This window comes from Enterobacter cloacae complex sp. IR5403, assembly GCF_049238705.1.
GTDB lineage: Bacteria > Pseudomonadota > Gammaproteobacteria > Enterobacterales > Enterobacteriaceae > Enterobacter > Enterobacter hormaechei_C.
The window spans coordinates 64,758-87,918 of the sequence record NZ_JBMKHP010000016.1 but is presented as its reverse complement, the minus strand read 5'-3'; the positions used below and the strand labels follow the sequence as shown (position 1 = coordinate 87,918).

Annotated in this window: 24 protein-coding genes; 9 read left to right on the top strand and 15 right to left on the bottom strand. The window is 58.6% G+C overall.

Annotation, left to right across the window (positions count from 1 at the left end; all coding sequences use genetic code 11):
- Positions 1 to 45: 45 nt before the first annotated feature.
- On the top strand, positions 46 to 1,038 hold the full coding sequence (rpoS, locus tag ACOTW6_RS18540) for an RNA polymerase sigma factor RpoS (RefSeq protein ID WP_013098493.1): 993 nt from the start codon (positions 46 to 48) through the stop codon (positions 1,036 to 1,038).
- A 50-nt stretch (positions 1,039 to 1,088) separates the two neighbouring features.
- Here rpoS and ACOTW6_RS18535 read toward each other — a convergent pair whose 3' ends face one another.
- Complete coding sequence (locus ACOTW6_RS18535; protein ID WP_015571707.1) at positions 1,089 to 1,466, bottom strand: DUF4440 domain-containing protein; 378 nt, start codon at positions 1,464 to 1,466, stop codon at positions 1,089 to 1,091.
- Positions 1,463 to 2,665, bottom strand: coding sequence for an MFS transporter (locus ACOTW6_RS18530; protein WP_121478636.1), 1,203 nt, complete (start codon positions 2,663 to 2,665; stop codon positions 1,463 to 1,465). Before ACOTW6_RS18530 ends, ACOTW6_RS18535 begins: the two co-directional genes overlap by 4 nt.
- 109 nt (positions 2,666 to 2,774) lie before the next feature.
- On the opposite strand from ACOTW6_RS18530, the gene ACOTW6_RS18525 reads away from it, so the two are divergent.
- Positions 2,775 to 3,662 (top strand): LysR family transcriptional regulator, encoded by an 888-nt coding sequence (locus ACOTW6_RS18525; RefSeq protein ID WP_003862107.1) that lies wholly within the window; start codon positions 2,775 to 2,777, stop codon positions 3,660 to 3,662.
- On the opposite strand, the gene ACOTW6_RS18520 is transcribed toward ACOTW6_RS18525, so the two are convergent.
- On the bottom strand, positions 3,659 to 4,066 hold the full coding sequence (locus ACOTW6_RS18520; protein ID WP_022651767.1) for a MarR family winged helix-turn-helix transcriptional regulator: 408 nt from the start codon (positions 4,064 to 4,066) through the stop codon (positions 3,659 to 3,661). The two genes, ACOTW6_RS18525 and ACOTW6_RS18520, sit on opposite strands and share 4 nt — an antisense overlap.
- Positions 4,067 to 4,239: 173 nt before the next feature.
- Here ACOTW6_RS18520 and ACOTW6_RS18515 point away from each other — a divergent pair, with 173 nt between their 5' ends.
- From ACOTW6_RS18515 to ACOTW6_RS18505, 3 genes are read left to right on the top strand one after another with little or no spacing between them, the layout of a single operon-like run.
- Positions 4,240 to 4,842 carry a non-oxidative hydroxyarylic acid decarboxylases subunit B gene (locus ACOTW6_RS18515; RefSeq protein WP_003862111.1) on the top strand — a complete coding sequence of 201 codons (603 nt, stop codon included), beginning with the start codon at positions 4,240 to 4,242 and terminating at the stop codon, positions 4,840 to 4,842.
- The gene (locus ACOTW6_RS18510; protein ID WP_047050169.1) at positions 4,832 to 6,259 is read left to right on the top strand and encodes a non-oxidative hydroxyarylic acid decarboxylases subunit C; all 1,428 of its coding nucleotides are present in this window, start codon (positions 4,832 to 4,834) and stop codon (positions 6,257 to 6,259) included. Before ACOTW6_RS18515 ends, ACOTW6_RS18510 begins: the two co-directional genes overlap by 11 nt.
- A gap of 10 nt (positions 6,260 to 6,269) precedes the next feature.
- Positions 6,270 to 6,491, top strand: a complete 222-nt coding sequence (locus tag ACOTW6_RS18505; RefSeq protein WP_003862116.1) for a non-oxidative hydroxyarylic acid decarboxylases subunit D — start codon at positions 6,270 to 6,272, stop codon at positions 6,489 to 6,491.
- Positions 6,492 to 6,631: 140 nt separating this feature from the next.
- On the opposite strand, the gene mutS is transcribed toward ACOTW6_RS18505, so the two are convergent.
- Positions 6,632 to 9,193, bottom strand: a complete 2,562-nt coding sequence (gene mutS / locus ACOTW6_RS18500) for a DNA mismatch repair protein MutS (protein ID WP_213789222.1) — start codon at positions 9,191 to 9,193, stop codon at positions 6,632 to 6,634.
- Positions 9,194 to 9,306: 113 nt separating this feature from the next.
- A complete protein-coding gene (locus ACOTW6_RS18495) occupies positions 9,307 to 9,537 on the bottom strand; it encodes a SymE family type I addiction module toxin (protein ID WP_003862120.1) in 231 nt (76 codons plus the stop codon).
- A gap of 175 nt (positions 9,538 to 9,712) precedes the next feature.
- Here ACOTW6_RS18495 and ACOTW6_RS18490 point away from each other — a divergent pair, with 175 nt between their 5' ends.
- The gene (locus ACOTW6_RS18490; protein WP_090280269.1) at positions 9,713 to 10,057 is read left to right on the top strand and encodes a nitrous oxide-stimulated promoter family protein; all 345 of its coding nucleotides are present in this window, start codon (positions 9,713 to 9,715) and stop codon (positions 10,055 to 10,057) included.
- Between the two features lie 5 nt (positions 10,058 to 10,062).
- On the opposite strand, the gene ACOTW6_RS18485 is transcribed toward ACOTW6_RS18490, so the two are convergent.
- The 10 genes from ACOTW6_RS18485 to hypA form a co-directional block, all read right to left on the bottom strand.
- Positions 10,063 to 11,283, bottom strand: coding sequence for an MDR family MFS transporter (locus ACOTW6_RS18485; protein ID WP_121478638.1), 1,221 nt, complete (start codon positions 11,281 to 11,283; stop codon positions 10,063 to 10,065).
- Positions 11,284 to 11,298: 15 nt separating this feature from the next.
- Positions 11,299 to 12,060, bottom strand: a complete 762-nt coding sequence (locus tag ACOTW6_RS18480; protein ID WP_062933529.1) for an ABC transporter ATP-binding protein — start codon at positions 12,058 to 12,060, stop codon at positions 11,299 to 11,301.
- Positions 12,060 to 13,097 carry a FecCD family ABC transporter permease gene (locus ACOTW6_RS18475; protein ID WP_090280130.1) on the bottom strand — a complete coding sequence of 346 codons (1,038 nt, stop codon included), beginning with the start codon at positions 13,095 to 13,097 and terminating at the stop codon, positions 12,060 to 12,062. The genes ACOTW6_RS18480 and ACOTW6_RS18475 overlap by 1 nt, the downstream gene beginning before the upstream one ends.
- Entirely contained in the window at positions 13,097 to 14,095 is a 999-nt protein-coding gene (locus ACOTW6_RS18470; RefSeq protein ID WP_062933531.1) for an ABC transporter substrate-binding protein, read from the bottom strand. The genes ACOTW6_RS18475 and ACOTW6_RS18470 overlap by 1 nt, the downstream gene beginning before the upstream one ends.
- A 150-nt stretch (positions 14,096 to 14,245) precedes the next feature.
- Complete coding sequence (gene flhA / locus ACOTW6_RS18465; RefSeq protein ID WP_062939375.1) at positions 14,246 to 16,318, bottom strand: formate hydrogenlyase transcriptional activator FlhA; 2,073 nt, start codon at positions 16,316 to 16,318, stop codon at positions 14,246 to 14,248.
- A gap of 62 nt (positions 16,319 to 16,380) precedes the next feature.
- Positions 16,381 to 17,391 (bottom strand): hydrogenase expression/formation protein HypE, encoded by a 1,011-nt coding sequence (hypE, locus tag ACOTW6_RS18460; protein WP_121478639.1) that lies wholly within the window; start codon positions 17,389 to 17,391, stop codon positions 16,381 to 16,383.
- Positions 17,388 to 18,509: a hydrogenase formation protein HypD gene (gene hypD / locus ACOTW6_RS18455; RefSeq protein ID WP_047050127.1), complete on the bottom strand. Its 1,122-nt coding sequence runs from the start codon at positions 18,507 to 18,509 to the stop codon at positions 17,388 to 17,390. The genes hypE and hypD overlap by 4 nt, the downstream gene beginning before the upstream one ends.
- Positions 18,510 to 18,512: 3 nt before the next feature.
- Positions 18,513 to 18,785 (bottom strand): HypC/HybG/HupF family hydrogenase formation chaperone, encoded by a 273-nt coding sequence (locus tag ACOTW6_RS18450; RefSeq protein ID WP_003862132.1) that lies wholly within the window; start codon positions 18,783 to 18,785, stop codon positions 18,513 to 18,515.
- The gene (gene hypB, locus ACOTW6_RS18445; protein ID WP_213789221.1) at positions 18,776 to 19,639 is read right to left on the bottom strand and encodes a hydrogenase nickel incorporation protein HypB; all 864 of its coding nucleotides are present in this window, start codon (positions 19,637 to 19,639) and stop codon (positions 18,776 to 18,778) included. The genes ACOTW6_RS18450 and hypB overlap by 10 nt, the downstream gene beginning before the upstream one ends.
- 3 nt (positions 19,640 to 19,642) lie before the next feature.
- On the bottom strand, positions 19,643 to 19,993 hold the full coding sequence (hypA, locus tag ACOTW6_RS18440; protein ID WP_023294429.1) for a hydrogenase maturation nickel metallochaperone HypA: 351 nt from the start codon (positions 19,991 to 19,993) through the stop codon (positions 19,643 to 19,645).
- Positions 19,994 to 20,203: 210 nt separating this feature from the next.
- On the opposite strand from hypA, the gene hycA reads away from it, so the two are divergent.
- The 3 genes from hycA to hycC all read left to right on the top strand — a co-directional run bounded on the left by hycA (position 20,204) and on the right by hycC (position 23,160).
- On the top strand, positions 20,204 to 20,668 hold the full coding sequence (hycA, locus tag ACOTW6_RS18435) for a formate hydrogenlyase regulator HycA (protein ID WP_017382804.1): 465 nt from the start codon (positions 20,204 to 20,206) through the stop codon (positions 20,666 to 20,668).
- A 72-nt stretch (positions 20,669 to 20,740) separates the two neighbouring features.
- Positions 20,741 to 21,349 (top strand): 4Fe-4S dicluster domain-containing protein, encoded by a 609-nt coding sequence (locus ACOTW6_RS18430; protein ID WP_017692772.1) that lies wholly within the window; start codon positions 20,741 to 20,743, stop codon positions 21,347 to 21,349.
- A complete protein-coding gene (gene hycC, locus ACOTW6_RS18425; protein ID WP_213789220.1) occupies positions 21,346 to 23,160 on the top strand; it encodes a formate hydrogenlyase subunit 3 in 1,815 nt (604 codons plus the stop codon). Before ACOTW6_RS18430 ends, hycC begins: the two co-directional genes overlap by 4 nt.
- Position 23,161: the final 1 nt, after the last annotated feature.

Genomic DNA, 23,161 nt, shown 5'->3' with positions numbered 1-23,161 from the left:
CCAGCCAGGGTGTCTCGTCCAGGGATCACGGGTAGGAGCCACCTTATGAGTCAGAATACGCTGAAAGTTCATGATTTAAATGAAGACGCGGAATTTGATGAGAACGGAGCAGAGGCTTTTGACGAAAAAGCCTTAGTAGAAGAGGAACCCAGTGATAACGATTTGGCTGAAGAAGAGCTGTTATCGCAGGGTGCCACACAGCGTGTGCTGGACGCGACTCAGCTTTACCTTGGGGAGATTGGTTACTCCCCACTGCTAACGGCCGAAGAAGAAGTCTATTTCGCACGTCGTGCTTTGCGTGGTGATGTTGCCTCGCGTCGTCGCATGATCGAAAGTAACCTGCGACTGGTCGTGAAAATTGCCCGCCGTTACGGCAATCGTGGTCTGGCTCTGCTGGATCTGATTGAAGAGGGCAACTTAGGTCTCATCCGCGCAGTTGAGAAGTTTGACCCGGAACGCGGGTTCCGTTTCTCAACCTACGCGACCTGGTGGATTCGTCAGACCATCGAACGGGCTATTATGAACCAGACCCGTACGATTCGACTGCCGATCCACATCGTCAAAGAGTTGAATGTTTATCTGCGTACCGCGCGCGAGTTGTCCCATAAACTGGACCACGAGCCAAGTGCGGAAGAGATTGCAGAGCAACTCGACAAACCGGTTGATGACGTAAGCCGTATGCTGCGTCTCAACGAGCGCATTACCTCGGTTGACACCCCGCTGGGTGGCGACTCTGAAAAAGCGCTGCTGGACATCCTGGCCGATGAAAAAGACAACGGCCCGGAAGACACCACGCAGGACGATGACATGAAACAGAGCATCGTCAAATGGCTGTTCGAACTGAACGCCAAACAGCGTGAAGTGCTGGCACGTCGTTTCGGTTTACTGGGGTATGAAGCTGCGACACTGGAAGACGTCGGCCGTGAGATTGGCCTGACCCGTGAACGTGTTCGTCAGATTCAGGTTGAAGGCCTACGCCGCCTGCGTGAAATCCTGCAAGGGCAAGGTCTGAATATCGAAGCGCTGTTCCGCGAGTAAGCAACCATTCGTCAGAAAAGGCCCGTCGTGAGACGGGCCTTTTTTATGCCTTACGGCTGCGCCGTTTCGTGCAGCAAACGCCAGGTGATGTTATCCCCTTCCTGATTAAGCACCGCGGTTGACCAGCGCACGTTGACGGGCTGGCCTGGCCGGGTTTGCGTCTCCCGGTAATGGAGCACCGCGCCGTTGTCCCATGTCTGAAGCGTTGTTAACGCATCAATGTCGATCCTGAGCCCGGGGCGGGTTCCCCGCTGCGCATATAAAAATTGGGCAAGCGCGTGATGATCTAAAGGGTTGCCACTCGGGGGAACCATCAGAAAATCCGGACGGAAACGGGCAAGCAGGGCGTCCCGATCGCCTTCGCCTGCCCCTAACCAGTTTTCAAGGGCGACGTGAATGTCGAGGATCTCTTGTTCGAAATGGGTCATGGTTGCTCCTGTTGCAGTTGCGCAAGTAACTGCGTGTTGTTAAGACGGTAGACGTACAGTACGGGCAGCAGGGTGATGACTGCGGCAAAAACAAACATCCCGTGCCAGGCGGCCAGCGGCGCGAGATAATCCTGCATGAAGCTCAGCGCCTGCGCCAGCAGCAGGGCGCCTGCAAAAAAGCTCAACTGACGATTCAGATTCCATAGCGCGCTGGCATCAGGCATATCTTCCGGTCGCATCATCAAAAACGCGCTGCTCTGAGCCGTACTGCTGCAAAGGCTTCCCCCCGCGCCCATCAGCGCAAACGCAACGGCAGGTAGCAGCATTGCCGGGCCGACGTTAACTAAAAGCAGAATGCCCGTCGCCTGCAAAAGGCAACCGATGACCACCAGCGGCCGGGGGCCGATACGGTTGAAATAGCGTCCTGTCGCGGTGATAGCCAAAAACGAAGCCACAGACCACGGCAGCATAAGCATGCCCGTTGCTGCGGGCGTCATATTGGCCTCGCTCTGGAGGTAATACATGCCCGTTACGTTCACGCCAATAAAGATGCCGGGTACGCATACATAGATAAGCATGGATAAGCGCAACAGCGGATCCGTCAGCAAAGACAGGTTTACTGCCCTGGTGGTATTTATTGGCGACGGTTCTGTTTTAAGCCACGCGCAGGCCAAAGCAAAGGTGACAATGGCGACGGGGAGGGTGGCAAAAAATATCCAGCGCCAGCTGAATGTCTGAACCAGCATGCCGCCCACAGCCGGTGAGCAGGCGGGGGCAAGCAGCGCGACCAGCATCACCGCCGAGGAGAGTCTGGCCCGCTCATGAGGCTTAAACTGTTGCCAGGTCAGCGCCTGACCAACCGGGATCAGTAAACCGCCTCCGGCGCCCTGTACGACTCGCCAGGCAATCAGACTTTCCAGCGAAGAGGAGAGACCCGCCGCAACGGAGGCCGCGCTAAAGAGAAGCAGTGAGAGCAGGATAACGCGTTTCGGCCCGACGCGGCGCGTCAGGATACTGCTGAAAGGGATGACTAACGTCAGTCCGGCAATGTATCCGTTACTTACCCAGGCAAGCGCGGAAGGTGTGGTATTGAAAGCGCGAGCCATCGCCGGAAAGGCGACGCTGGCAATAAACATGTTTATCAAATCAAGGAAAAAGCCGAGCAGAAAGACGACGGCGATTTTGCTGCGATACGTCATGGAAGTTCCTCCGGTGAGGTGGCGTATCGTATCGGCCCGCGCGTTACGGATAAACGCGACAAAGCACGATATACTGTCAACATTATTTTGACAGTTAACCAGGCAAGCGATGCTTAATTTACAGCGTACGGCGATGTTTATCGCCGTAGCGGACACCGGCAGTTTCACCGCGGCGGCGGAGGCGATGGGGCTGACAAAAGCGGTGGTCAGCTTTCATATTCGTCAGCTTGAAGAGGAGCTGGGCGTCACCCTGTTGCTGCGAACCACCCGACGCCTGACGCTGACCGAGGCGGGGAAGCTCTTTCATCAACGAAGCGTGATGCTGTTACGGGATGCAGAGCGATTGCAGGATGATGTTCGCGCCAACCACGCCGGGCTGACGGGAGAGCTGCGGATCACCACCACGCCCGAATATGGCTCGCAGGTGGTGGTGCCTTTGCTGGCAGAATTTAGCCAGTTGCACCCGGACCTCCGCGTGCGGCATGTCTCGTCCTCTTTGCATGCCGATCTTATCGCCGAGCGCTTCGATGTCGCTATCCGGCTCGGCACGCTTGCAGATTCGCGCTACCACGCCGCGTTGATGACCTCCTTCACCATCCTGCCCGTGGCAACGCCAGGCTGGCTGGCAAACCATCCGGTTGACTCGCTGGAGCAGCTGGCGGAAGCGGACTGGATCATTCATGAGCGTTTAACGTCGCCGCTGCGCTGGCAGGTGAGAGGTGTTGACGGGCATCCGGTTTCCTTTGAGATCAAGAAAGCGCCGCGCCTGTATGCAGACAGCGCCCAGGCGCTGATGGCTTTTGCCCTCGCGGGATGTGGAGTGGCGCTGCTGCCGGAGTGGCTGGTGCGAAACGCACTGGATGCAGGGGAACTGGTCTCGCTGTTACCGGCGTACACGTTCGCTCAGCAGGGCATCTATGCCGTTTATCCTGATGCCCGGCATGTGCCCGCGAAAGTGCGAACATTTATTGATTTTATGCGCGTCAGGGTTACTTAACCCTGCATCATCTTTTTAATGAGCGCTGAAAATTGCTCTCGTTCCGCGCCGTTAAGGCGCCCTAAAAACGCCTCATCCACCTCATTTCCAATCGGTTTACTGCTCTCAAGCAGGGCCTCACCTTCGGCCGTCAGAAAGACAAACCGACGGCGCTTGTCCGCCGGATCGTGCTCGCGCCTGACCAGGCCGCGTGCTTCCATGCGGCTCAGCATTTCTGCCAGCGTCGCTTTGGTGCTCACCGCGACTTCAGTCAGGGCAACCTGCTCAATGCCAGGATTTTCAGCAATTGACCGCATCACCGCATATTGTGGCTTGGTCAGTTCGGGCAATGCGTGCTGCCACTGGGCGGTATGCTGTTGAAAAAGCTGACGTAGCAGGTGAAAAGCTTCTTGTCTTAACTCCATGGACACTCCGACGGAAAAATACTCCCTCTATGATAGCCGCTCTCGGGCTGAATTTTAACGCGAGAGTTTTTTAGCGATTAGTGTGATCGTATGCGAACGATCTTGTCAGCAGCAGGATCAAGGCGTAGTTTAATTAATATGTTCGTATACGAACAAAATTATTGAGGTGCTGAATGAGATTAATTGTGGGAATGACGGGCGCGACGGGTGCGCCATTAGGCGTGGCGTTGTTGCAGGCGCTGCGGGAAATGCCGGAGGTGGAAACGCATCTGGTGATGTCGAAGTGGGCAAAAACCACGATTGAGCTGGAAACGCCCTTCACTGCGCATGACGTTGCTGCACTGGCGGATGTCGTCCATAGCCCGGCCGATCAGGCTGCCACCATCTCCTCCGGCTCGTTTCGCACCGACGGCATGATCGTCATCCCGTGCAGCATGAAAACGCTGGCGGGTATCCGCGCGGGCTACGCCGAAGGGCTGGTAGGGCGTGCGGCAGACGTGGTGCTGAAAGAGGGACGCAAGCTGGTGCTGGTTCCCCGTGAGACGCCGCTCAGCACCATCCATCTCGAGAACATGCTTGCCCTTTCCCGCATGGGCGTGGCGATGGTGCCGCCTATGCCTGCGTACTACAACCACCCGCAAACCGCCGATGACATTACCCAGCATATCGTGACCCGCGTTCTCGACCAGTTCGGTCTGGAGCATAAAAAAGCCCGACGCTGGGAAGGTTTGCAGGCAGCGAAACATTTTTCACAGGAGAATAAAGATGGCATTTGATGATTTGAGAAGCTTCTTGCAGGCGCTCGATGAGCAAGGGCAGCTGCTGAAAATTGAGGAAGAGGTAAACGCTGAGCCGGATTTAGCGGCGGCCGCCAACGCTACCGGGCGCATTGGCGATGGCGCGCCTGCGCTGTGGTTCGATAATATTCGCGGCTTCACCGATGCCCGTGTGGTGATGAACACTATCGGCTCGTGGCAAAACCACGCCATCTCGATGGGGCTGCCAGCGAATACCCCGGTGAAAAAACAGATCGACGAGTTTATTCGTCGCTGGGACAAATTCCCCGTCGCGCCAGAGCGTCGTGCAAACCCGGCCTGGGCGCAGAACACGGTGGACGGGGAAGACATCAATCTGTTCGACATTCTGCCGCTGTTCCGCCTGAACGACGGTGACGGAGGCTTTTATCTCGATAAAGCGTGCGTTGTCTCCCGCGATCCGCTCGACCCCGATCACTTCGGCAAGCAGAACGTCGGGATCTACCGTATGGAAGTGAAGGGCAAGCGTAAGCTCGGCCTGCAACCGGTGCCGATGCACGATATTGCCCTGCATCTGCATAAGGCAGAAGAGCGCGGCGAAGACCTGCCTGTTGCCATTACGCTGGGTAACGATCCGATCATCACCCTGATGGGCGCCACGCCGCTGAAATACGATCAATCCGAGTATGAGATGGCCGGTGCGCTACGTGAAAGCCCGTATCCGATTGCGACGGCTCCGCTGACCGGTTTCGATGTGCCGTGGGGGTCGGAAGTGATCCTGGAAGGGGTGATTGAAGGCCGGAAACGTGAAATTGAAGGGCCGTTCGGCGAGTTTACCGGGCACTACTCCGGCGGGCGCAACATGACGGTTGTGCGCATTGATAAAGTTTCTTACCGCACCAAACCGATTTTCGAATCCCTTTACCTCGGTATGCCGTGGACCGAGATTGATTATCTGATGGGGCCCGCCACCTGCGTACCGCTCTATCAGCAGCTGAAGGCGGAATTCCCGGAAGTGCAGGCGGTAAACGCCATGTACACCCACGGTCTGCTGGCCATTATCTCCACTAAAAAGCGTTACGGCGGCTTTGCCCGTGCGGTCGGGCTCCGCGCCATGACCACGCCACACGGTCTGGGTTACGTGAAAATGGTGATTATGGTGGATGAAGATGTCGATCCGTTTAACCTGCCTCAGGTGATGTGGGCGCTGTCATCGAAGGTCAATCCGGCAGGCGATCTGGTGCAGCTACCGAATATGTCTGTGCTCGAGCTTGACCCCGGCTCCAGCCCGGCGGGGATCACTGACAAGCTGATCATTGATGCCACCACCCCTGTTGCCCCGGACAACCGTGGTCACTACAGCCAGCCAGTACAGGATCTCCCTGAAACCAAAGCCTGGGCCGAAAAACTGACCGCGATGCTGGCGGCACGTCAATAAGGAGGAAAAAATGATTTGTCCACGTTGTGCCGATGAACATATTGAAGTGATGGCAACATCACCGGTGAAAGGTGTCTGGACGGTATATCAGTGTCAGCACTGTCTGTATACCTGGCGCGATACCGAACCGCTGCGCCGTACCAGCCGCGAGCATTACCCGGAAGCGTTCCGCATGACGCAGAAGGATATTGATGAGGCGCCGCAGGTGCCGACGATCCCGCCGCTGCTGTAAAAAAAGCCCGGTGGCGGCTGCGCTTGCCGGGCGATAAAATTGTGCGGTCTTTTGCCCGGTGGCGCTACGCTTACCGGGCCTACGGGTTTTGTAGGCCGGGTAAGGCGAAGCCGCCACCCGGCAAAAAAGACCGCAGAGAACTAAACCAGACTCTTCAACCGATAAATCCACTCCAGCGCCTGTCGCGGCGTCAGCGAGTCCGGATCGAGATTTTCCAGCGCTTCCACGGCCGGAGAGGTCTCTTCCGGAACCGCCAGCAGTGACATCTGCGTACCATCTATCTGCGTCGCCGCCGCATTCGGTGACAAACTTTCCAGCTCACGCAGTTTTTGACGCGCGCGCTTGATCACCTCTTTTGGCACGCCCGCCAGCGCGGCGACGGCCAGGCCATAACTCTTGCTTGCCGCGCCGTCCTGCACCGTGTGCATAAAGGCGATGGTGTCGCCGTGCTCAAGCGCATCAAGGTGGACGTTAGCCACGCCTTCCATTTTCTCTGGCAGTTGCGTCAGTTCGAAATAGTGAGTTGCGAACAGCGTCAGCGCCTTGATTTTATTTGCCAGACTTTCCGCGCACGCCCAGGCCAGGGACAGGCCGTCATAGGTGGAGGTACCGCGTCCTACTTCGTCCATCAACACCAGACTGTTCTCTGTCGCGTTATGCAGAATGTTAGCGGTTTCGGTCATCTCGACCATAAAGGTAGAGCGACCGCTCGCCAGATCGTCCGCCGCACCCACACGGGTGAAGATACGGTCGATAGGGCCAATCTCAACTTTCTGCGCCGGAACGTAGCTACCGATGTAGGCGAGCAGCGCGATAAGGGCTGTCTGGCGCATATAGGTACTTTTACCGCCCATGTTGGGACCGGTAATGATCAGCATTCTTCGCTGCGGTGACAGGTTCAACGGGTTGGCAATAAATGGCTCGTTCAGCACCTGCTCAACCACCGGGTGACGACCTTCGGTAATGCGAATACCGGGTTTGTCAGTAAAGGTCGGACAGGTGTAATTCAGCGTGTCGGCGCGCTCGGCCAGATTTACCAGGACATCCAGCTCGGCCAGCGCAGCGGCACTCAGTTGCAGGTCAGCCAGGTGCGGCAACAGGATGTCGAACAGCTCGTCATACAGCTGTTTCTCCAGCGCCAGCGCTTTACCTTTCGACGTGAGCACTTTGTCTTCGTACTCTTTCAGCTCGGGAATAATGTAGCGCTCGGCATTTTTCAGCGTCTGGCGGCGAACGTAGTGAATCGGGGCCAGGTGGCTCTGCCCACGGCTGATCTGGATATAGTAACCGTGTACCGCATTGTAGCCGACTTTCAGGGTGTCGAGCCCCAGACGTTCACGTTCGCGGATTTCCAGCTTATCCAGATAATCCGTCGCGCCATCGGCCAGCGCACGCCATTCGTCCAGCTCTTCGTTATAACCCGGAGCAATAACCCCGCCATCCCGCACCAGAACAGGCGGCGCATCAATGATGGCGCGTTCCAGCAGTTCGCGAAGCTCGGTAAATTCGCCCATGGTTTCGCGCAGCTTTTGCACTGGCGCGCTGTCGATCTCTCCCAGCTGAGCGCGCAGTTCCGGCAACTGCTGGAACGCGTGACGCATACGGGCGAGATCGCGTGGACGCGCGGTGCGCAGTGCCAGGCGCGCCAGGATACGCTCAAGATCACCCACCTGACGCAGCACCGGCTGCAATTCGGTGTAACGATCCTGCAATGCGGCAATGGTTTGCTGGCGGCCGATCAGCGTTTCGGTATTGCGGATCGGCATATGCAGCCAGCGTTTGAGCATACGGCTACCCATGGGGGTAACCGTGCTGTCGAGAACCGACGCCAGCGTATTTTCCATGCCGCCAGCGAGATTCTGAGTGATCTCCAGGTTGCGGCGGGTGGCGGCATCCATGATGATGCTGTCCTGCTGACGCTCCATGGTAATGGAACGGATATGGGGCAGGGCGGTACGCTGCGTATCCTTAACGTACTGCAACAGGCAGCCTGCGGCACACAGCCCGCGCGGGGCGTTTTCTACGCCAAAGCCAATCAAATCGCGCGTGCCAAATTGCAGGTTCAACTGCTGGCGCGCGGTATCAATTTCGAACTCCCACAGTGGGCGACGACGCAGGCCGCGACGCCCTTCAATCAGCGCCATCTCGGCGAAATCCTCTGCATAAAGCAGTTCTGCCGGATTGGTGCGCTGTAGTTCAGCCGCCATGGTTTCACGGTCTGCCGGTTCACTCAGGCGAAAACGACCGGAGCTGATATCGAGCGTGGCGTAGCCAAACCCTTTACCGTCCTGCCAGATCGCCGCCAGCAGGTTATCCTGGCGCTCCTGAAGCAGGGCCTCATCGCTGATGGTTCCCGGCGTGACGATGCGCACGACCTTGCGCTCAACGGGGCCTTTCGACGTGGCCGGGTCGCCAATTTGTTCGCAGATAGCGACAGACTCGCCCTGGTTCACCAGCTTCGCCAGATAGTTTTCAACCGCGTGATGCGGGATACCGGCCATCGGGATGGGCTCGCCTGCCGACGCGCCACGTTTCGTCAGGGAAATGTCGAGCAGCTGAGACGCACGTTTCGCATCGTCATAAAAAAGCTCGTAAAAATCGCCCATACGGTAAAACAGCAGAATTTCCGGATGCTGGGCCTTCAGCTTCAGGTACTGCTGCATCATTGGCGTATGCGCGTCGAAATTGTCGATTGTGCTCATGGAGTTATGATATCCATTTCTTTGAAAATATTACGCTTTGAGCGGCTCAATGGCCGATTGTTCCTTCTATTGTCGCATGAAAAAAAGGTGCGGCGCAGAAAAAAGTCACGACTTTACGAGGCATCTTCCGCCATTAATTCAATGATGATTTTTCCATGCTCGACGCCCACCCGAACCTGCGAGTTGGTGGTAAATCCCGCTTGCTCAAGCCAGTCGCCTTTCAGGCTCAGCGCTGCGTGTACGCTGTAGCGTTTTGGAATTTTCGTTTTACGGTCTTCATGACGTTTTCTGAAGTAACCCACTTTCAAGTGACGATAGGGTTTGGCGATCGCGATCTCTTGCATAAGCGCTCCGGTGAATGCGGTCAAAGGTGGTTATTTATGCCTGTATAAAATACCAGTAAAACGCGGCGGGGGGCGGGGTAATTCTGGAAGGACGCTTCAGAAAACGGAATGCAATGACTGAAAATGTGCAGATAAAAGGGTATTATAAATGCACTTTATTGTTGAGGACGACGTTATGTCCGGTAAACGTATTTCACGAGAAAAAAAGACGATCGCCAGAATGATCGGCCTGTATGAAAACAGCTGTCCGCACGCCATAAAAGAAGAGGGACACTATTCGGCGCTCAAGGCTTATGCCGATAAGCGGCTGGATAAATGCGTGTTTGGTGAGGAAAAACCTGCCTGCAAACAGTGCCCGGTGCACTGTTATCAGCCCGCCCGACGGGAAGAGATGAAGCAGGTGATGCGCTGGGCAGGGCCACGTATGTTATGGCGTCATCCAATTCTGACCATCCGTCATCTGATCGACGATCGCCGTCCGGTTCCGGAATTACCTGAAAAGTATCGGCCCAAAAAATAACCGGCTCAGCGCCGCAGTGGGCGACAAATTACGCTCAGGGCAACGGCGCTGCACAGCGGAAATACCGCCAGCAGCAGCCAGGGGTAAATGGCCTGCGTTGAGGGCACCAGCGCCTTGTCCAGCAGGCCGCCTGACGCTAAATTCCCCGCCAGCACCGCGACGCCGCCAGCGGTTGAGAGCGCGCCATAGTGCGCCCCAAGCGTCGACTCCTCGGCAAAATGTGGGATCAAATCTTTTGCCGACGGCACCAGCAGCATCTGCCCAAGCGTTAAAAGGGTGACAAAGCTTGCAGAGGGCAGCAGGCGCAGCCAGCCTTCCGGCGGCTCTGTCGCGGCAAAAAGCGCCACGCTGGCAAACGCTGCGGAGAGCAGCAAAAAGCCCACCGGTAAAATCCTCACCGCGCCAACCTTTCGGGCGAAGCGGGCGAGGGGCAATTGCAGAACAATGATCAGCACCGAGGCGAGCATAAACAGCGGACCCAGGTCTTTTTCGTTACCCCCGGCGCGCTGGATCTCCACTGGCAGCGCCAGATAGAGCTGGTTATAGCTTAACAGCCATGAACTGTAGGCAATGATAAAAGCGACGAAACGCGGCTGACGAAATGTCGTCCACCAGGGCAGAATTTTCAGCGGCTTCGTGCTGTGATGCGCCGCGGGCAGGCAGAAAAAGAGCACCACCAGCGCAACGATAAATATCCCTGCGCCAGCGAGCGCAACCTGGCGAAAACCCAGCCCCGTCAGCAGGGCGCCCATCACCGGGCCAAGAACGGCGCCAAGTTCACCGCACACCGTAAACAGCGCAAACCACTCCGCGCGGCTGCGTTTACCCTTCGCCTCGCTTTGCGTTCCCGCTTTGGCCAGCAGGGCTTCTATCGACGGTGAGAACAGCGCGCCGCCGACGCCCGTCAGACAGGCCCCCAGAATGACGGGCCACAGGGATTGCCCAAAGGCCAGCAGCAGATAACCCGCCACACGAACTATGCAGCCGCTGAGGATCACGATCTTCGCGCCAAACCGGTCTGAAAGCGCGCCGCCGACAATAAACATCCCCTGCTGGGAAAAGGTGCGCAGCCCCAGCACCAGCCCAATCAACCCGCCGGAGAGCAGCATATCGTCACGTAAGAAGATCGCCAGGAAGGGGACGACCGCGTAAAAGCCGATATTAAACACAAACTGGCTGCCCAGCAGAACGGGCGGCCAGAGGGTATTGGCAGTGCGAAGAGGCATCGTTTTAGCTCACCCCTACACGATAAAATGGATGTGCTTTTTGCCGTGGTACGGCGAGATCTCGATTCTGGTTTTCACTCTGAAGACGTCCCAGAGTAATTCCTCGGATAAGATTTCCTGCGGCGTTCCGGTTGCCACAATCTGCCCTTGCTGCATCACAATCAGCGAATCGCAGAACATGGACGCGTGGTTAAGATCGTGAATGGCGACGATGCTGGTTACCGGCAGCTCACTGATAAGCTGCATGAGCTGCATCTGGTGATGAATGTCCAGGTGGTTGGTCGGTTCATCCAGCAGGATCTCGGTGGGCGTTTGCGCCAGGGCGCGGGCGATATGTACCCGCTGACGCTCGCCGCCGGATAAGCTCAGCCAGCCCTGTTCGCTGCGATCCAGCATATCCACGCGTTGCAGGGCGGCGGTGACGGTTTCGTCATCCTGCGCACTCCAGTTCGAGAAGGGAGAATGGTGCGGAATACGCCCCAGTTTGACGACGTCGCGCACGCGCATATTGGCGTCGGTCATTCCGTGCTGTTCAACAAACGCCACGCGCCGCGCCAGCTGCTTTTTGGCAATGCGGGCAATGTCCTGTCCGTCCAGCGTCACGCACCCGGCATCCGGGCGGCGCAGACCCGCCAGTATGCGCAACAGCGAGGATTTACCGCAGCCGTTAGGGCCAAGCAGGCCCACCGTTTCGCCCCGGGAAACCTTCAGCGAAACATGATTCACGATAACCTTTTTACCTACCTTCCAGGTGATATTGTCGGCGCAGATGCTCATCATTTGTTCCTTGAGCGGTAGATAATCACGGCGAAGAACGGTACGCCCACCAGTGCGGTAACGACGCCAACCGGCAGGCTTTGCGGGGCAATCAGCATCCGCGAGGCGATGTCGGCCAGCACCATCAGGATCGCCCCCGCCAGCGCGCTGGCTATCAGCAGCGTGCGGTGCAGCGGCCCGAACAGGAAACGCATAACGTGCGGCACGACCAGCCCGACAAAACCAATAGAGCCCGCCATGCTGACAATGGTCGCGGTGATCAGGGCGGTGGTGGTGAACAAGGCCAGGCGCACCCAGGGCACGGCAATGCCCAACGAGGCGGCGGCATCATCACCGAACGTAAAGGCGTCCAGCGCGCGGGAATAATAAAGACAGACGGCCAGCCCCGCCAGCACCACCACCAGCGCCAGCTGGAATTCCGGCCAGCGTACGCCGCTAAAGCTGCCCAGCAGCCAGAACATCACGTCGCGCGCCTGTTGCGCGCTGGCAGAGGTGCTGATGGTATAGGCGGTAATGGCGTTAAACAGCTGAGAGGCCGCTACGCCCGCCAGGATCGTACGTTCATTGCCGCCGCGCGCGCCGTTGGTCAGGAAGGCGACAAACGCAAAGGCGGCAAACGCCCCGGCAAACGCGCCCGCAGAAAGCGACACCGCGCCGGTGCCAATCCCCAATACGACGACCGACACCGCCCCGGTTGACGCTCCCGCCGACACGCCGAGCACGTAAGGTTCCGCCAGCGCATTCTTCAAAAGGCTTTGCAGCACGGCCCCGCAGATGGCCAACCCGGCTCCGCAGCAGGCCGCCACCAGCGCGCGGCTGAGGCGAAAGTCCCAGATGACGCTCTCATAGATGCGGTTAAGCGGAACATTGGTTAGCCCCAGCTTATTGCTGATGGCGTAGAACACGTTATTAAGCGGGATAGACAACTCACCGATGCTGACGCCAAGGGCGATCACCAGAAACAACAGCACGAAGGCGAGCAGGCATGATGTGGTCAGGAGCACCCCCTGCCGCATCTGAAGCACGGCGGTGGTCATCAGTTCAGTCCCAGTTTTCTGAGCTGTTCGCCGACCTGCTCAGCACCGTAAAGCGTGCGAATCGTCGGGTTCATGGCCTGGCCGTCCATCACCACAATATGACCCTTCTTCACCGCCTCCATCTGGCTGACGGCTGGATCGCTTTTCAGGAATTTGATTTTTTCTTCGGCGTTGTCCAGCGCCCAGCGGTTACGATCCAGGCTGGAGACCACAATCACGTCCGGATTAGCGGCAATAATGCTTTCCCAGCCGACGGTCGGCCATTCGGTCTCAGAGGTAATGGCGTTATGGCCGCCCAGCACGTTAGCAATAAAGCCAGAGGCGCTGTTTTTGCCGCCGACATAGGCATCAGCCGAAGGTGAGGAGCTTGAGAACCAGAAAACAAAGGAGAGGTCTTTCTTGTTTTTGCCAAATTCCTGGCGCAGGTCGGCTTCACGTTTTTTGAAGTCGGCGATAACGGCCTGACCGCGCGCTTCCACGTTGAAAATCTTCGCGAAATCTTCAATCTCTTGATAAAGGTAGGTCATATCCCATAGCGTCTGGCGGCTGCCGTACATGTCCCCTGCGGCTTTTTTGGTGGCGCACATGCCCGGAGATAAATAGCTGTTTACCCCAACGGTGGCCAGGTCTTCGCGTTTCGCGACCTTACTTTCCGGCCCGAGCAGCAGCGGCAGCTGAGCAGGAACAAAATCAGGGTTTTGCGCAAGAATGGATTCAAGCGTCGGAATTTCGACGGTCAGGGTTTTGATTTTGGCGTTTTGCTCAGCCAGCTGCGGCAATACTTTGGTCGGCCAGAACGCGCTGGCTTTCACCTTATCTTCCAGACCCAACAGAAGCAGGATCTCGACGGTATTCTGACCCAGGGCCACAACGCGTTCCGGCGCTTTGGTGAAGGTTTCTTTATACCCGCAGTTTTCTATCGTCAGCGGGTACGTGGTAGCCAGAGCTGTACTCATTGATGCAACCGCCAGGCCTAACGCGCAGAGAACCTTTTTCATTAAACGCTACCCTTCATTAAAATTATTTTGATGCAAATGAAACGCATTATTAAGGCGGAATTTTATACAGAGGAAAATATATTGTGTCAATGTGGGACAATTACGCAGCGTGATGAAAGGCGGCGCCATATACGGCGCCGGAATGACGGGTTAATTCAGGCTCTCTTTATCGATTCCCAGACGCTTCATGCGCGAGAGCAGGGTGGTACGCTTCAGCCCCAGCCGTTGCGCCGCACCTTTCGGTCCGGCTACCACGCCGTTGGTCTCCTTCAGCACTCGCATAATGCGCTGATATTCATCTTCTCCCTCTTTCGCAGGCTCGGTTGCGGTCACGGTCGTTTCAGAGAGAGTAACCTCTGGCAGAGAGAGCTGGAGCACGTTCCCGCGCGTCAGCAGGACCGCGCGCTCAATGACGTTTTCCAGCTCGCGCACGTTCCCTGGCCACTCCATCGCCGAGAGGGTGCGTAGCGTTTCGGCAGGAATACTGTCGATATTTCGCCCCATCCGGCGGGCAATCTTCGCGGTAAAGGCTTTCACCAGCAGCGGAATATCTTCCGGGCGCTCGCGCAGCGGCGGCAGGCAGATCGGGAAGACGTTCAGGCGATAGTAAAGATCGCTGCGAAACTCGCGGTCGGCGACCATTTTTTTCAGATCGCGGTTGGTGGCGGCAATCAGACGCACGTCGGTCTGGATCAGCTTGTTGCTGCCGAGGCGCTCGAACTCCTGCTCCTGCAAAACGCGCAGCAGCTTGGGCTGAAGCTCCAGCGGCATATCGCCCACTTCATCGAGGAACAACGAGCTTTTATCCGCCAGTTCAAAACGGCCCAGCCGCTGGCTGCTGGCGCCGGTAAAGGCGCCGCGCTCGTGGCCGAACAGGTCGCTTTCCAGTAAGCCCGCAGGCATCGCCGCGCAGTTCATCTTCACCATCCGGCGGCTGTTGCGGTTGCTCAGGTTATGGATCGCCCGGGCAATCAGCTCTTTCCCGGTGCCGGTTTCACCGAGGATCAGCACCGTGCTGTCGCTCTGCGCCACCATTTCCACCTGCTTGAGGACGCTGTACATGGCATCGCTGCGCCCGATGATTTCGCCAAACTCGCTGTCCACGTTGTTGAGCTGCTCGGTCAGGGCGAGGTTTTCGTCCACCAGCCGCTCCTTCAGGCGGTGGATCTCCTGATAGGCGAGGGCGTTATCCAGCGCAATGGAGATACGCTCGGCGATCTGGCGCAGCAGCTTCAGGTTGGCAGTGGTAAATACGGCTTCATCACACTGCGCAAGTTTAAGCACGCCGAGCATGGTGTTGCCGGACATCAGCGGCAGCAGACACAGGGTCTGGATCTTGTTGCCCCAGGTGTTGAACAGCATCCGCTCGTAGGGGGCTACCGGATCCTGTTCATTGAGATTGAGCAGCAGGATCTCTTTGCTTTTAAATACCCGCTCAGACAGCGTTCCCGCTTCATCCACTTCGCTCTGCTCGTGCGCCGGGTTAGCTTCATCAAGGTAGTGGGTGGAATAGATGTTGAGCTTGCCTTTCCGGTTGCCGCGGAGCGCAATGCTGATGGCATCGATTTTAAAATAGTGATGGATCTCTTTTGACACTTCGCTGACCAGCTCATCCATGTCCAGGCGGGAGAGCACGGCGTTGGTGATGGCAACCAGAATGCGGAAGTTATCGCGCTCGCGGCTCAGCAGGTCGTAGTCCACGTTATTGGTGACGCGGCTTTGGATCTGCTCCGCGACAACGGCCACAATCTGGGTAAAGGTGTGCAGGCGTTCGTACTCCGCCTCGCTCCAGGGCTGGTCGGTATCGCGGATAAACTCGCAGCCGCCAAAAATTTGCCCTTCCACCGCCAGCGGCAGCATGCTGTAGTGGCCGAACGGGTGGTAAAGATTGCTCTCTGCCAGCTTCGGCCAGGCCTGGCGAAACTGGTCAAAATTGCAGTGCAGCGCTTCCGGGCGGGAGAGAATGCGCCGCACCGGGCCGTGGGCCAGAAACGTTTCATCTTCATATTCGAAGATTTTGCCGTTATCACGTGTTGAGAAATAGCTTGCGCGGTGGGTTGCGCTATGCCAGAGCACAATGGCGGCGCTGTCCGCCAGCGCTGATTGCCTGACCAGCCGCGTCAGGGCATCGCTCAGCGCGCCGAGATCGGGCTGTTGTAAAAGTGTGCGCGTGATGTCAAACAGGCCCTGCTGTCCAAGATCGCTCATCGGTGTATACGGCATTGTTGCTTTCCAATAGAAACTGGCAAAAAGAGAAATTCAGCGCTGACCGCTTTTGGCGCGGTCTAGCAAATTCGGGGTAACGGTTCAGCGTGCGGCAGATCCAGCGTGCGCTTCACGCCGTAAAGCCCGGTCAGGCGCACCCCTTTGCGCTCAACCACGTCGCCGATGATGGCCGCGTCTTTCCCTAATGGATGCGCGCGCAGCTCTGCAAGTACGGCTTCCGCCGCCGCGCGTTCCACGCCGATCACCAGCTTGCCTTCGTTGGCAAAGTTAAGCGGGTCTAGCCCTAATAACTCGCACAGCCCACGTACGGCGGGCTTAACAGGCAGGCCGCGCTCGGTCAGCTCAATCCCGCACCCGCTGCTTGCGGCAAATTCGTGTACCACGGCATTCACGCCGCCCCGCGTGGCGTCGCGCAGGGCTTTTACGCCCGGCATGTCGCGCAGCGTCTGGATCAGCGGCGTGAGTACCGCACAGTCACTGCGAAGTTCCCCGTCCAGCCCCAGGCCTTCGCGCAGGTTCAGGATGGTTGCCCCGTGGCAGCCCAGCGTGCCGCTGACAATCAGCACGTCGCCTGCGCAAAGCTGCTGCGCGCCCCAGTGAATGTCGGCGGGGATCGCCCCCATCCCGGCGGTGTTGATGAAGAGCTCATCCGCCGCGCCGCGCTGCACCACCTTGGTATCCCCGGTGACGATGGCGATCCCCGCCTCGCGGGCGGTGTGCGCCATGCTGTTGACCACCGCCGTGAGCGTCTCCATCGGTAACCCTTCTTCGAGGATAAACCCGCAGGAGAGGTAACGGGGGATCGCGCCGCTGACGGCCACGTCGTTTGCCGTGCCGCAGACGGCGAGCTTGCCGATATCGCCGCCGGGGAAGAACAGCGGGTCAATCACGTAGCTGTCGGTAGAGAACGCCAGCCTGTCGCCGTGTGCGGTGAGGGTTGAGAGCGCAATGCGCGCCTGATCTTCCTGCTCGGCGAGCCAGGAGTTATTAAAGGCTTCCATGAACAGCTGGTTAATCAGCTGCTGCATCGCCTGTCCACCGCTTCCGTGCGCCATTTCCACCGTGTTCATGCTTCACACTCCTGGTTGCGATAGTGATACCACGCGGCGCATGCCCCTTCGGAAGAGACCATCAGCGCGCCAAACGCGGTTTGCGGGTTACAGGCGTTGCCAAATAACGGGCAGTGATGAGGTTTGCATTTGCCGGTGAGTACGTCGCCACAGCGGGCGCGGGGATCGTCGCACACCTGCTGCGGTTGCGGGCGGAAATGCGCTTCGGCGTCGAAGGCGCGATACGCGGGCGTCAGGTGCACGCCGGATTCGGCAATCAGCCCCAGTCCGCGCCACTCGCTGTCGCCTTCGACGCTAAACACGTCGGCTATGGCCTGCTGTGCCCGTCTGTTACCTGCATCGGGCACCACGCGGCGATACTGATTTTCCACCGCACTCAGGGCCGCTATTTTCTGCTCAACCAGCATGGTCACGCCTTGCAGTAGATCAAGTGGCTCGAAACCAGCCACCACTAACGGACGATTGTACTGTTCAGCGATAAAACCGTAGGCTTCTGTGCCGATCACCATGCTGACGTGGCCTGGCGCCAGAAACGCGTCGATACCGTTATCCGGCGCTTCAAGCAGGCTGCGCAGCGTGGGAATAAGCGTGATGTGCTGGCAGAAAAAGTAAAAGTTAGTGACGTTGCGGGCTTTCGCCTGCTGGAGGGTAATGGCGGTGGCGGGCATGGTGGTTTCAAAACCCAGCCCGAAAAAGACAACCTTACGCTCAGGATTAGCCATCGCCAGCGTCAGGGCATCCATCGGTGAATAGACGATCCGCACGTCCGCGCCGCGCGCCTTCGCCTGGAGCAGCGAGCCATTTTTTCCCGGTACGCGCATGGCGTCGCCAAAGGTGCAAAAAATCACACCGGGGCGGCTGGCGATGTCGAGACAGCTGTCGATGCGCCCCATCGGCAGCACGCACACCGGGCAGCCGGGGCCGTGGATAAACTCGATGTTCTCCGGCAGCAGCTGGTCGAGGCCAAATTTAAAGATGGCGTGGGTGTGTCCGCCGCACACCTCCATGATCCGCAGCGGTTTTTCTTTCGTGTAGTCCAGCAGCGACGCGCGGGTTTTCAGGCGATCGATAAGCTGCAACACCTGCTCAGGCGCGCGATATTCATCAACGTAACGCATGTGTTAACGTTCCTCCCCATACAACAGGGCGCCCACGTCCGGCTCGACATCGAACATATTCTGTAGCGCGTCCAGCGTGTCGCGGGCTTCTTCCTCATTAATCACGCTCATAGCAAAACCCACGTGGACCAGCACCCACTGGCCGAGACGCGACGCGCCGGTCTCATCGTGGCTGCCTACCAGCGTCAGGTCGACATCGCGCAGGATGCCGCAGACCTCCACTTTGGCCTGATTGCCGTCGATGGAATGAATTTGTCCGGGGACGCCTATGCACATCGTTCGTTCTCCAGCCAGTTCAGCCAGGCGTCCATCCCGTCGCCGCGCGTGGCGGAAACCAGCAGGATCTCAATGTCCGGGTTCACTTCCCGGGCGTAAGCCAGGCAATTATCCACGTCGAAATTCAGGTACGGCAGCAGGTCGACCTTGTTCAGCAGCATGAGGGAGGCGGCGGCAAACATATGCGGATATTTAAGCGGCTTGTCTTCCCCTTCGGTCACGGAGAGCACCGCCACTTTATGCCGCTCGCCGAGGTCGAAGCTTGCCGGGCAGACCAGGTTGCCGACGTTTTCAATAAACAGGATGCCGTTATCCGCCAGCGGCAGGCGCGGGGCGGCGTCGGCAATCATCTGCGCGTCCAGGTGGCACCCTTTCCCGGTGTTGACCTGAATCGCAGGCGTACCGGTTTCGCGGATGCGCGCCGCGTCGTTTACCGTTTGCTGGTCGCCTTCGATCACGGCGCAGGAGACACATTTATTCAGCCGTTTGAGGGTTTCGGTCAGCAGCGTGGTTTTGCCGGAGCCGGGGCTGGAGACCAGGTTCAGCACCAGCTGTTCACGCGCGGCAAAGCGGGCGCGATTGCGGGCGGCGAGCTGGTTATTCTTGTCCAGCACGTTGATCTCCACCTCCAGCATCTGGCGCTGGCTGATGCCCGGCGCGTGCGTACCCGCTTCGCCATGGCCGTAATGGAGGTCGCCCGCGTCGGAACGCTGCGGGGCAAAGGTGATGCCGGTCAGTGCCGCCGCGGGACGCGGGGCAGGGGAAAAGGGCGCGGAGCGAAACGCGGAGTGGGGACGGTGTTCATCCCCTTCTATATACAGGTTGCCTTCAGCGCAACCGCAGGTACTACACATACATTACTCCTTCTCGATTTCGAGGCGTTGGATCTGCATACCGTCATCCGCCACGATGCGCAGCCCGCTGCTCTGGCACTGCGGACAGCGCTGCACCTTCGATGACAGCAGCGTGACGTACTGCTGACACTGCTCGCACCAGCACTCTGCCTGCTGCTCTTCAATATGCAGCTCGCAGCCTTCCGCCAGCGTGCCGCGGCACACCAGCTCAAAACAGAAGGTGAGGGCGCTGGTCTCGACGCAGGAAAACGCCCCGACCTTCAGCCAGACGCCGGTGACGCGTTTCGCGTGGTTTTGCACTGCCTGCTGTTCGATAAGTTCCAGTGCCCGCTGGCAGAGGGTGATTTCGTGCATGACGCCTCCTTAATGAATTGCCCCTTCAATGCAATAACGGTGCCAGCTTGATTTGCGTTACGGCGTGACGATGTCAACGCTGTCGAAATGACACGTCGACACCGCGGCGATGACAGTGCGCTTCTCTTTAAAATCCATTTAAATCAATAAATTAAAAACTGGCACGAAATCTGCTTAACAGCCGCTAACTCCATTAACCGGATACCTTTTATGACTATTTGGGAAATTAGCGAAAAAGCGGATTACATCGCGCAACGTCATCAGCAGCTCCAGGAGCAATGGCACCTGTACTGCAATTCACTGATCCAGGGGATCACGCTGTCGAAGGCCCATCTGCATCACGCCATGAGCTGTGCGGCGCAGGGGGATATGCGTTTTGTTCTGTTCGGTCACTTTACGATTTACGTCACCCTGGCGGAGACCTTCAACAGCCACACGATTGAGTACTACGTCGAGACGAAAGAGGGCGACAGACACTGCATCGCCCGGGCGCAGCTGATGGCGGACGGCATGGTGGACGGTCACGTCAGCAACCGCGATCGCCAGCAGGTGCTGGAGCACTATCTGGAGAAAATCGCGCCGGTTTATAACGGCCTCTACGCCGCCGTTGAGCACGATCGGCCAGTCAACCTGAAACAGCTGATCGACGGAAAATCCTCCGCGAACGTGGCCTGAAAAACGAGTGTCGAGAAGTGTCGATAAGACAGTTTTTTTCGTCAAAAATGACCATCACCAGAGGATGACCCGGTGAACCGTTTTGTAATTGCTGACTCGACGGTCTGTATTGGCTGTCGGACCTGTGAGGCGGCGTGCTCGGAAACGCACCGCCTGCACGGGCTACAGTCCATGCCGCGCCTGCGCGTCATGCGTAATGAGAAAGAGTCTGCCCCGCAGCTCTGTCACCACTGTGAAGACGCCCCATGCGCGGGCGTCTGTCCTGTCAATGCCATCACCCGCGTTGACGGCGCGGTACAGCTGAACGAAAGCCTGTGCGTGAGCTGCAAGCTGTGCGGCATCGCCTGTCCGTTCGGCGCCATTGAGTTTTCCGGCAGCCGTCCGCTGCATATTCCGGCGAATGCCAATACCCCGAAAGCGCCGCCTGCTCCACCGGCTCCGGCACGTGTGAGCACGCTGCTGGACTGGGTGCCGGGCATTCGTGCCGTTGCGGTGAAGTGCGACCTGTGCAGCTTCGATGAGCAGGGTCCGGCCTGCGTGCGGACCTGCCCGACCCGGGCGCTGGTCCTGGTCAACATCCGCGATATCGCTCGCACCAGCAAACGCAAGCGCGAGCTGACCATCAATACCGACGTCGGCGATCTTTCTCTGCTGCGGGCGCTTAACGAGGGGGCGAAATGAACGCGATAGTTATGATGACCAGCGGCGTGGCCTGGTTTGCCGCCGCCGCTGTCCTGGCGCTGCTCCTCTCCTTCCATAAAAGGCTGAGCGGGGTGATCGCCGGTATCGGCGGGGCGGTCGGCAGCCTGATGACGCTGGCGGCGGGCGGGGTTGTCCTGATCGACGGCCAGTCCGTCGACACCCTCATCCCGCTGATTCACCACGCCGTTGAGCTTACGCCGCTGAACGCCATCTGGCTGGTAACCTTTGGCCTGTGCGGGCTGTTTATCAGCCTGTTTAATATCGACTGGCACCGACATCAGCACACCAAAGCTAACGGCCTGCTGGTTAACCTGTTGATGGCCGCCGCGGTCTGTACCGTTATCGCCAGCAACCTCGGCGCGCTGGTGGTGATGGCAGAAATCATGGCCCTGTGCGGCGTGTTCCTGACCGGATGCAGCGCCTCCGGCAAGCTGTGGTTTGCGCTGGGACGTCTCGGCACGCTGCTGCTGGCGCTGGCCTGCTGGCTGGTGTGGCAGCGTTTCGGCACGCTGGATTTTGCCGCGCTTAACGGTCAGCCGCTGGGCAACGACGTCTGGCTGTTGGGCGTAGTCGGTTTTGGCCTGCTGGCCGGGATTATCCCGCTGCACGGCTGGGTGCCGCAGGCGCATGCCAATGCCTCAGCCCCGGCCGCTGCGCTGTTCTCCACCGTGGTGATGAAGGTCGGTCTGTTCGGCATCCTGATGATAACCCTGTCGGGCGGTCAGCCGCCGCTGTGGTGGGGCGTGGCGCTGCTGATTGCGGGGATGATCACCGCGTTCGTCGGTGGCCTCTATGCGCTGATGGAGCACAACATCCAGCGTCTGCTGGCGTACCACACCCTGGAGAACATCGGGATTATCCTGCTCGGCATGGGCGCGGGCGTCACCGGGCTGGCGCTCAACCAGCCGACGCTGATTGCCGCCGGGTTTATTGGCGGTCTGTATCACCTCATCAACCACAGCCTGTTTAAAAGCACCCTGTTCCTCGGCGCGGGCAGCGTCTGGTTCCGCACCGGGCACCGCGATATTGAAAAGCTCGGCGGGATTGGCAAAAAAATGCCCGTCATTTCGCTGGCGATGCTGGTCGGGCTGATGGCGATGGCTGCGCTGCCGCCGCTGAACGGCTTTGCCGGCGAGTGGGTTATCTATCAGTCCTTCTTCGCCCTCGGCCAGAGCGAGGCGTTTATCGGGCGTTTACTCGGCCCGCTGCTGGCGGTGGGCCTGGCGATCACCGGCGCGCTGGCGGTGATGTGTATGGCGAAGGTTTACGGCGTCACCTTCCTGGGCGCGCCGCGCACCCGCGAAGCGGAAAATGCCTGCTGCGCACCGCTACTGATGGGCGTAAGCGTGGTCGCACTGGCGCTGTGCTGCATCGCGGGCGGCGTCGCCGCGCCGTGGCTGCTGCCGCTGCTGGGCCACGCCATTCCGCTGCCGCTGGTCACGGCGCATACCGTCGTTTCCCAGCCGATGATGGCGCTGCTGCTGATTGCCGCGCCGCTCCTGCCGTTCGTGCTGATGCTGTTCTTCAGACGCGACCGTCTCGCCTCCCGCTCGCGCGGCGCGGCGTGGGCCTGCGGCTACGAACACGAGCAGTCGATGGTCATCACCGCCCACGGTTTCGCCATGCCGGTGAAGGAGAACTTTGCCGCCGTGCTGAAGCTGCGCCACTGGCTGAACCCGGTGGGCTGGGTGCCGGGCTGGCAGGGTGCCGCCGTGCCCGTACTGTTCCGCCGCCTGGCGCTGATCGAGCTGGCGGTGCTGGTGGTGATTGTCATTTCACGAGGAGCCTGAC